The organism is Ferroplasma sp. Type II (genome assembly GCF_000496155.1).
The window spans coordinates 26,175-27,283 of sequence record NZ_KI542711.1 but is presented as its reverse complement, the minus strand read 5'-3'; the positions used below and the strand labels follow the sequence as shown (position 1 = coordinate 27,283).

2 protein-coding genes are annotated in these 1,109 nt (G+C 30.7%); one reads left to right on the top strand and one right to left on the bottom strand.

Annotated elements, in window-relative coordinates; translation table 11 throughout:
- Positions 1-608 (bottom strand): lipopolysaccharide biosynthesis protein (locus tag AMDU4_RS05815; protein ID WP_021787055.1); only part of this gene is annotated, 608 nt, incomplete at its 3' end.
- 89 nt (positions 609-697) lie between these two features.
- Here AMDU4_RS05815 and AMDU4_RS05810 point away from each other — a divergent pair.
- A partial coding sequence (locus AMDU4_RS05810) for a glycosyltransferase (protein ID WP_290704324.1) occupies positions 698-1,109 on the top strand: 412 nt, incomplete at its 3' end.

Below are 1,109 nucleotides of genomic sequence, written 5' to 3'. Positions count from 1 at the left end.
CTGTAAATAAGAACTATAAAAAGAATGGCATTGATTATTCCTGAAATGGCCATACCTATTATTACATACATTGCTTTACCTGAAAAAAGAAGTAGTAATATGGGGAAAAAATATGAAAATATGTTTACAAATATGTAGCTTAATGAGTAGGTTCTATAATGCTTCAATCCTAACAGTATAGATGAAAAAAGGTCACGAATTACAAAAGCAGACACTGCTATTCCTATTATTCGTATAAAAGTTACATAAAAATATGAATGAAATAATTTTATTGCAATGATAGGTGATAATAAGTATAAAGCAAAGAAAGCAAAAATAGAAGATGCTATGGCTAACATGCTTATTCTTCTGATTATGGCCCTTACATTTTTATAATTGCCCCTCGAGAGATGATAAGATATAAAATGTTCTAAACCCTGGGAAAAGCCTAAAACAAAAAACACTCCAGATATGCTCATTATGGCATATATAAGAGAAATGGAACCGACAAGTGTCGTTGATAAAAGGTGCGCTATTAGAAAATAGAATATTGTGGATGATAAAAACATTGAAAATACAGCCGCATACTGGATTGCCACTCCCGATCCAAATGTCTCTTTTTTATTCATTAAGTTTTTATGTATAACTATGAAATTTAAAAAGTTATGTTCATAAAAACATAATTAAGTTTATATAAATTTTAATTATTACATCTCTCATGCTTTTCATATATGGCACTGTGTATAATTCAAATAGAATAATACTTAAATCACTTGAATCGGTCATGAAAATAAAACTTGAAAAATCAATCTATGTTGTAGATAACTATTCCACTGACGGAACATATGAAACTTTGCAGGACAATTTAAAAAAATATAATATGATTGTTTCACAGGCAAGGTGCACAAGGGGAAGAGGCAGGCAATTAGCCATAGAAATGGCAGAAAAAAAAGCATCAGCCAACGACATGTTCATGTTCATTGATCTTGATACTGTATATAGTGAATCATTTGCGGATTTAATAGAATATGCATATTCAAACATAGACCATAACACAGTTTTTCTGGACAATCATCTATGCTATTACGATGTTAATCATGCCGTACCATGGAAGGATCTTATGGCTGCAG